This is a genomic window from Devosia sp. (genome assembly GCF_040509215.1).
GTDB lineage: Bacteria > Pseudomonadota > Alphaproteobacteria > Rhizobiales > Devosiaceae > Devosia.
On sequence record NZ_JBEVLL010000220.1, the window covers coordinates 1 to 8,072 of the forward strand.

The 8,072-nt window shown below is 62.1% G+C and carries 9 protein-coding genes; 5 read left to right on the plus strand and 4 right to left on the minus strand.

What is annotated here, in order from left to right; translation table 11 throughout:
• Positions 1 to 4: 4 nt before the first annotated feature.
• Positions 5 to 250, minus strand: a complete 246-nt coding sequence (gene rpsU / locus ABW043_RS12110; protein WP_353921461.1) for a 30S ribosomal protein S21 — start codon at positions 248 to 250, stop codon at positions 5 to 7.
• A 215-nt stretch (positions 251 to 465) separates the two neighbouring features.
• Between rpsU and ABW043_RS12115 the strand changes: the two genes are divergently transcribed.
• A complete protein-coding gene (locus ABW043_RS12115; RefSeq protein WP_353921462.1) occupies positions 466 to 1,158 on the plus strand; it encodes an alpha/beta fold hydrolase in 693 nt (230 codons plus the stop codon).
• Here ABW043_RS12115 and ABW043_RS12120 read toward each other — a convergent pair whose 3' ends face one another.
• The 3 genes from ABW043_RS12120 to ABW043_RS12130 all read right to left on the minus strand — a co-directional run bounded on the left by ABW043_RS12120 (position 1,159) and on the right by ABW043_RS12130 (position 3,122).
• On the minus strand, positions 1,159 to 2,247 hold the full coding sequence (locus tag ABW043_RS12120) for a 5-(carboxyamino)imidazole ribonucleotide synthase (RefSeq protein WP_353921463.1): 1,089 nt from the start codon (positions 2,245 to 2,247) through the stop codon (positions 1,159 to 1,161).
• Between the two features lie 4 nt (positions 2,248 to 2,251).
• Positions 2,252 to 2,743 (minus strand): 5-(carboxyamino)imidazole ribonucleotide mutase, encoded by a 492-nt coding sequence (gene purE / locus ABW043_RS12125; RefSeq protein WP_353921464.1) that lies wholly within the window; start codon positions 2,741 to 2,743, stop codon positions 2,252 to 2,254.
• 163 nt (positions 2,744 to 2,906) lie between these two features.
• Positions 2,907 to 3,122, minus strand: a complete 216-nt coding sequence (locus ABW043_RS12130) for a YdcH family protein (RefSeq protein ID WP_353921465.1) — start codon at positions 3,120 to 3,122, stop codon at positions 2,907 to 2,909.
• A 153-nt stretch (positions 3,123 to 3,275) separates the two neighbouring features.
• On the opposite strand from ABW043_RS12130, the gene ABW043_RS12135 reads away from it, so the two are divergent.
• From ABW043_RS12135 to ABW043_RS12150, 4 genes are all read left to right on the plus strand, one after another.
• Positions 3,276 to 3,452 (plus strand): YdcH family protein, encoded by a 177-nt coding sequence (locus ABW043_RS12135; protein WP_353921466.1) that lies wholly within the window; start codon positions 3,276 to 3,278, stop codon positions 3,450 to 3,452.
• Positions 3,453 to 3,637: 185 nt separating this feature from the next.
• The gene (locus ABW043_RS12140) at positions 3,638 to 5,122 is read left to right on the plus strand and encodes a sigma 54-interacting transcriptional regulator (RefSeq protein WP_353921467.1); all 1,485 of its coding nucleotides are present in this window, start codon (positions 3,638 to 3,640) and stop codon (positions 5,120 to 5,122) included.
• Positions 5,123 to 5,237: 115 nt separating this feature from the next.
• The gene (locus ABW043_RS12145; protein WP_353921468.1) at positions 5,238 to 6,860 is read left to right on the plus strand and encodes an ABC-F family ATP-binding cassette domain-containing protein; all 1,623 of its coding nucleotides are present in this window, start codon (positions 5,238 to 5,240) and stop codon (positions 6,858 to 6,860) included.
• Positions 6,861 to 7,082: 222 nt separating this feature from the next.
• Positions 7,083 to 7,757: an outer membrane protein gene (locus tag ABW043_RS12150; protein ID WP_353921469.1), complete on the plus strand. Its 675-nt coding sequence runs from the start codon at positions 7,083 to 7,085 to the stop codon at positions 7,755 to 7,757.
• The last annotated feature ends 315 nt before the right edge of the window (positions 7,758 to 8,072 follow it).

Genomic DNA, 8,072 nt, shown 5'->3' on the forward strand with positions numbered 1-8,072 from the left:
ATTCTTACGGGCGCGCTGCGGGACGCGCCGCTGCGGCCGGGGCGGGCAGACCGCCTTCACGCTGTGCACGCTTGCGCGCCAACTTGCGGGCGCGGCGCACAGCCTCGGCCTTCTGACGAGCCTTCTTTTCAGAGGGCTTCTCGTAGTAGTTGCGAAGCTTCATCTCGCGGAAGACGCCTTCGCGCTGCAGCTTCTTCTTGAGGGCGCGCAGCGCCTGATCAACATTGTTATCGCGAACGACTACTTGCAAAGGTCAACTGCCCCTTCAAAGCTTTGGCAAATTGTAAATCTCGATGCGAAATAGCCATAACAACCACTTCGCCGACCAGCCGAGCCAGTCTCCGTGGCGCGCTATATAACGCCCCTCTCTTAACTTGTCCACAGATGAGTCAAGAAATTCGGCGTATTGCCTGATATTCCGAAGCGGTCTACCGCTTCCTGATTGCGCTCAGAGGCTTGCACCCCATGCTGACACCCGTCGTCTTCCTGCCCGGTCTGTTATGCGACTCTCGGCTCTGGCGCGACGTCGTCGAACCCCTGCGCGACGAGATCGCGCCGATGGTCGCCGATCTCACCCTCGATGACGCGGTCTCCGCCATGGCAAGCCGCACGCTTGCGGCCGCCCCGCCGCGCTTCGCCCTCGCCGGCCTTTCCATGGGCGGCTATGTCGCCCTCGAAATCATGCGCCAGGCGCCCGATCGCGTCACGCATCTGGCCCTCCTCGATACGTCTGCCCGCCCCGATAGCGACGAGCGCCGCGAAGCCCGGCGCAAGGGCATCGACAATGTGAAGCTCGGAAAATTCATCGGCGTGTCGCGAAGCCTGCTGCCCAGCCTCGTTGCCAAGCGCAATCTCAATACCCCGCTCTCCGAGGAAGTCCAGGCCATGGCCGAGCGCTTGGGCCAGGAAGCCTACATTCGCCAGCAGATGGCGATCCTCAGCCGCGTCGATTCCCGCCCCGACCTGCCAAAGATCACAGTACCCACCCTGATCGGCGTCGGCACCGAAGATGCGCTGACCCCGCCCGAACTCGCCGAGGAAATGGCAGCCGCTATTCCCCATGCCGACATCGTGCGCTTTGCCAAAAGCGGCCATCTGCCGACCATGGAAAACCCAAAAGCCGTCGCCGACGCCTTCAGGAACTGGCTCGCCCGCTGACTACTGGGGGCGCACGATCCTGTTGATGTGCCCCATCTTGCGCCCCGGCCGGGCTTCCGCCTTGCCGTAAAGATGCGGCTGGGTATCCCCGTCGAGCTCGGCGGGCACGATATCAACTTCGTCCCCGACGAGGTTCTGCATCACCACATCGGCATAGCGCTGGGGATCACCCAGCGGCCAGCCGGCCACCGCGCGCATATGCTGCTCGAACTGGTCCGTGAGGCACACGGCCTCCGTCCAGTGTCCCGAATTATGCACCCGCGGCGCAATCTCATTGACCACCAGGCTTGGCCGCTCCCCGCCGAGCACGAAGAATTCGACGCCAAGCACCCCGACATAGTCTAGCGCCACGACGATCACCTTGGCCAGCATGGCGGCGTGCTTGGCGATGCCGGGCGGAATATCGGCCGGCACGGTCGAGGTGAAAAGAATGTGGTGCCGGTGCACGTTCTCGGCCGGATCAAAGGCTTTCACCGAGCCATCGGCCCCGCGCGCCACCACCACCGAAATTTCCTTCTCGAAGGGCACAAACCCCTCGAGCACCAGCGGATGCGGCTTCAATTCGGCAAAGGCGGCTTCGGCATCGCCCGGCTCGCGCAACACGCGCTGCCCCTTGCCGTCATAGCCAAGCCGCGTGGTCTTCAACACCGCCGGCAGTCCCAGCTCAGCCACCGCAGCCGTCAAATCTTCCAGCGAATGCACCGCCCGATAAGGCGCCACCGGAATATTCTTCGAGGCCAAGAACCCCTTTTCGGCCAACCGGTCCTGCGAAATCGCCAGCGCATTGGCGCCCGGCCGCAATGGCTTCAGGCTCGCCAGGATTTCCGCCGTCGCCGCCGGTACATTCTCGAATTCATAAGTGATGACATCGACCTGCGCCGCAAAAGCCCGCAGCGCCGCTTCGTCGTCATATGCCGCCACCGTCTTGAACGGGGTCACATCGAAAGCCGGGCTTTGCGGGTCCGGGCAATAGATATGGCTTTTCAATCCCAGCTTGGCGCCCGCCAGGGCCAGCATGCGACCAAGCTGTCCGCCCCCCAGAATACCAATGGTGGAACCAGGACGCAGCGCGAGGAAGGTATCGGACAAGGCTCTACTCGGTGTCGGAAGGAAATTGCGGAACGGATGCCGTCTGGCGCGCGCGATGCGCGTCGAGCCGGTCAGCCAGCTCATCGTCATTGAGCGCCAGCACTGCAGCCGCCAGTAGCGCCGCATTGATCGCGCCCGGCTCGCCAATAGCCAACGTCCCGACGGGCACGCCGCCCGGCATCTGCACGATGGAATAAAGACTATCCATGCCGCTCAGCGCCTTGGACCGCACCGGCACGCCGAACACCGGCAGCGGCGTCATCGCCGCGATCATGCCCGGCAGGTGCGCGGCGCCCCCGGCCCCGGCAATGATGATCTTCACGCCCTCGGCCTTGGCGTTCATGGCGAAATCGACCAGCCGCTCGGGCGTACGATGCGCCGAGACGATCCGCGCTTCATATTCGACTTCGAGATTTTCGAGGGTTTCGGCGGCCAGCCGCATGGTGGGCCAGTCTGATTGGCTGCCCATGACGATGGCAACTGGTGGCTTGAGCATGGCGAGTTCTCCCCCTGCCGCTCCGCAAAGCGCGCATCTAGCCTAAAAAGCCGTAGTGCTCAAGGCGCTTCAGGCATGTCTCCCGAAAGTGGTCACCGGTTTCGGGGCAAAGACATGCCAACACAGGAAACTGAAGCGTATTGACGCTTCAGCGCCAAAAGCGTCAGGCAATAATATCGGGAATGAGGAAACTCTCGAGCTGCACGATGCGATCTTTCAGCGCCAGTTTCCGCTTTTTTAGCCGCTGCACCAGCATCCGGTCGGCGAATTGCGATTGCGTCAATGTATGGATGGCGGCATCGAGATCCGCATGTTCCTGGCGCTTTGTCGCCAGCTCCAGCCCAAACTGGGCTTCTTGTTCCTTGTCGAGCTGCAACATCCAGGAAACCGGCCAGTCGTGTACAAAGTCACTCTTGGTTAACGCATCGGATCACGATTTGCATCTCAATTCGATCACCCCCTTTTGAGGCGGTCGACAAAGCGTGAAAGATTTGTGACTATGCCTTCGTCCACGATGTCGAAGGAGTTGTCTATGACCACTGAAGGCCACATCGCAGCGCTGGAAAGGCGCCATCAGGAACTAGACCGGCAGATTCAGGCAGAGATGCAAAATCGCCAATACGATGACCTGATGGTCTCCACACTGAAACGCAAAAAGCTGGAAGTAAAAGACGAAATCACCCGCTACAACGTATCGGACCGGAACTAGTCTGGCTGGACGACCACACGAACTGACTTCTGGGGGTCACGGAGTTTTCCGCGGCCCTTTTTATTTGCCCTGCGATCACCAACCAAATTCGTTAGGATTAACACCCTCTTAAGGCACTTTCCTCAATCTCTCCCAAAACGGCACATTCGATTCGTGCCGAACAACGAAACAAATTTGGGATAGGCATGACGCGCGTTCTAGTGGTCGACGACGATCCGGTGCAGCTCCGCCTCACGGCCGAAATCGCCAATCGGGCAGGCTTCAAGCCGCTCACCGCCACGGGTGGCGAACAGGCGCTCGCCATTCTGCGCGACGACCGCCAGATCGGCGCGATGATCCTCGATCTCGTCATGCCCGATCTCGATGGCATGGGCGTGATGTCCGCCATGCGCGCCGAGGGCCTGACGACCCCCGTCATCATCCAGACGGCCAACTCCTCGCTCGAAACCGTCATCACCGCCATGCGCCAGGGCGCGGCCGACTATTTCGTAAAACCCGTCTCGCCCGAGCGCCTTGTCGTCTCGCTGCGCAATGCCCTCAAGCTCGACACGCTCGAAGCGGCCATCCGCTCCGAACACGCCCGCCGCTCCGGCACCTTTGCCCCCTCCGACATGATCGCCAGCGCGCCTTCGATGGCCCGCGTCCTCATGCTCTCGGCCAAGGCCGCCAAGAGCCCGATCCCCGTTCTCGTCGAAGGCGAGACCGGCACGGGCAAGGAACTTGTCGCCCGTATCATTCAGGGCGGCTCCGACCGCGCCGGCAAACCCTTCATCACCGTCAACTGCGGCGCCATCCCGCCCAACCTCGTTGAATCCGTCCTCTTCGGCCACAAGAAGGGTGCCTTCACCGGCGCCATCGCCGATCAATCCGGCAAATTCGCCGAGGCCCATGGCGGCACGCTCTTCCTCGACGAAGTCGGCGAACTCCCCCTCGACACTCAGGTGAAACTTCTCCGCGCCCTGCAGGAGGGCGAAATCGAGCCGGTCGGCGCCACTCGCCCCGAAAAGGTCAACGTCCGCGTGATCTCGGCCACCAACAGGCGCCTCCTCAATCTCGCCAAATCCGGCGAATTCCGCGAGGACCTGTTCTATCGCCTCAACGTCTTCCCCATCTACGTTCCGCCCCTGCGCGAGCGCCTCGAAGACCTGACGGCCCTTGTCTCCCACTTCATCGCCCGCTTCGCCGCCGAAGCCGGCAAGCGTGTCCTTGGCGCCACCCCTGCGGCCCTCGACCTGCTCTCGGCCTATGATTGGCCGGGCAATGTCCGCCAGCTCGAAAATGCCGTCTATCGCGCCGTCGTCCTTGCCGACGCAGCTTTCCTCGAAGTCGAAGATTTTCCGCAGATCCTGGCCCAGTCCTCGGGCCGCGAAGAAGCCGTCCGCGCCACCGAACAGGCTGCGGTTCTCGCCGCGCCCATCCACATCGACAGCGCCCCGGCCCGCCTCCGCTCCGAACCCGTCGCCCAATCCATGCAGGATCGCTTCCTCAATTCTTCGGGCGACCTGCAGGCCCTTGCCGATATCGAACGCCAAGCCATCGCCTTTGCCGTGGACTATCACGGCGGCCGCATGTCCCGCGTTGCCCGTGCTCTCGGCATCGGCCGTTCGACGCTCTACCGCAAACTGCACGAATACGGCATGGCCGAAGGCCTCATCAACGACGCCGCGTAACCCAAGTTTGTCGCCAGCTTGCCTTTTGGCATAGCCGATCTGCCCGCGCGGTGCTTGCGCCGCGCGGAGGACAATGCTTTACGGGCGGCTCACGTCCCCAAAGAGCATTTTTCCCATGATCCGCCTCGAAAGCATCGGCAAGCAAAACGGCAAGCAGATTGTCTTCATCGAGGCATCGGCAACGCTGCTGAAGGGCGAAAAGATCGGCCTCGTCGGCCCCAACGGCGCCGGCAAGACCACGCTTTTCCGCATGATCACCGGCGAAGAACAGCCCGACGAAGGCCAGGTCTCGGTCGAGCGCGGCACCACCATCGGCTATTTCAGCCAGGACGTGGGCGAAATGAGCGGCCGTAGCGCCGTCACCGAAGTCATGGATGGCGCCGGCCCCGTCAGCACGCTCGTCGTCGAAATGCGAGCGCTCGAAGCCGACATGGGCGATCCCGACAAGGCCGACGAGATGGACGCCATCATCGAGCGCTACGGCGAAATCCAGCACCAGTTCGAAGAACTCGACGGCTATTCCCTCGATGGCCGCGCCCGCGAAGTTTTGGATGGCCTCGGCTTCTCCCAGGAGATGATGGACGGCGATGTCGGCGCGCTCTCGGGCGGCTGGAAGATGCGCGTCGCCCTCGCCAAAATCCTCCTGATGCGCCCCGATGCGCTGCTTCTCGACGAACCCTCCAACCACCTCGATCTCGAAAGCCTGATCTGGCTCGAAGACTTTTTGCAGAACTACCAGGGCGCCCTGTTCATGACCTCGCACGATCGCGAATTCATGAACCGCATCTGCACCAAGATCGTCGAAATCGACGCCGGTTCGCTGACCACCTATTCCGGCAATTACGAATTTTACCAGCAGCAGCGCGCCATCGCCGAAAAGAACCAGCAGGCCCAGTTCGAGCGCCAGCAGGCCATGCTCGCCAAGGAGCTCGATTTCATCGCCCGCTTCAAGGCCCGCGCTTCCCATGCCGCCCAGGTCCAGAGCCGCGTAAAAAAACTCGACAAGATCGACCGCGTCGAGCCACCAAAGCGCCGCCAGACCGTCGAATTCGAATTCCGCCCCGCCCCGCGCTCCGGCGAAGACGTCGCCCTCCTCAAGGGCGTCTCAAAGAGCTACGGCTCGCGCTCGATCTATGACAGCCTCGACTTCCACGTCCGCCGCCGTGAACGCTGGGCCATCATGGGCATCAACGGCGCCGGCAAATCGACGCTCTTAAAGCTCGTCACCGGCACGACCGATCCCGATACCGGCTCCGTCTCCCGCGGCCCCAGCGTAAAGATGGCCTACTTCGCCCAGCACGCCATGGACGTCCTCGATGGCGACCTGACCGTTTTCCAGCAGCTTGAATACAGCTTTCCGCAAGCAGGCCAGGCGCCGCTCCGCGCCCTTGCCGGCGCCTTCGGCTTTTCCGGCGACGAAATCGAAAAAAAGTGCCGCGTGCTCTCGGGTGGCGAAAAGGCGCGTCTGGTCATGGCCATGATGCTGTTTGATCCGCCGAATTTCCTCGTCCTCGACGAGCCGACCAACCATCTCGACATCGCCACCAAGGAAATGCTGATCACGGCGCTGAGCCAATATGAAGGCACCATGCTCTTCGTCAGCCACGACCGCCATTTCCTCGCCGCGCTCTCCAACCGGGTGCTCGAACTGACCCCCGAAGGCGTCCACGTCTATGGCGGCGGCTACACGGAATATGTCGCCTCCACTGGCCGCGAAGCCCCCGGCCTTCATAGCTAAGCATACTGCCCTTCGCAGTTCCTTCGCCTCCCTCCCCCTTGTGGGGAGGGAATGAGGGTGGGGGTATGGGAGCCACCGGCTCACGCGTCGCCCGCCCCATCCCTAACGCCACCTTTCACAATTTAATAAAACCCGGTGCGTTAACCTTATTCCTTACCCGATCATTAAGACCTTCAGACGATTTTGGGCCTCATGTTTAGGCGTATATCGACGAGGCCAAAAATGAAGCGTTCCGCCATTGTGATTTCTGCTCTCCTGGCGCTGACGGCGTCGGCAGGAGCCGCCGATCTGGGTTGGAACAGCGCCCCGGCCACTTCCCCCATGTACTCGTCCAGCTCGGTCACCGACTGGAACGGCTTCTATGCCGGCGTCAACGGCGGCTACCTCTGGGGCAACACCACCAACACCCCCGCCATCGTCAACACCAACAATAACAGCTCCGGCTGGACCGCTGGTGCGCAGGCAGGTTTCAACGCCGATATGGGCGGCCTCGTGATCGGTGCCGAAGGCGACCTGCAGTGGGCAAACCTGGCCTATAGCGAACCGGCCGTCACCCCCGGCACCTTCGAAGCCAAGCTCGACATGTTCGGCACCATCCGCGCCCGCGCTGGTGGCACCTTCGGTCAGGTCATGCCCTACGTGACCCTCGGCGCCGCCTTCGGTCGCGGCACGTCCCAGGTCGTCAATGGCGGCGTCAACACTTCCCAGTCGGCCACCCATTTCGGCTGGACGGCCGGTCTCGGCATCGAAGCCAAGGCCACCGAGAATATCTCGGTCAAGGCCGAATACCTCTATGTCGACCTCGGCAGCCAGACCTATGGCGGCCTCCCGGGCGGCGCCCGCGACATCGGCCACAAGTTCAGCGTCATCCGCGCCGGCGTGAACTACAGCTTCTAATTTAGAGGACGGGAATTTCTGCGGTCGCAGAATTCTTTCTGTCCACCAAGCCTGAAATTATGGGACCCGAGACGCTCAAGACACCCGGAAATTCCGGGGGTCGGGGCGTCGTGGGTCCCTGATCTATTCAGACGCCTTGCAGATCAGGAGGCGGCGCTTTCGTCGTCCGAGAGCAAGCTCTGCATCGTGGTTTCCACAGCTGGCAGATCGACCGCGCTGGCGATGACACTGTCCAAAAACCCCGGAAAGCGCTGATCGAGATCGTCCCGGCGCAACGTCACGCGGCGCTTCGTGCCCTCGGGCCGCACATTGACG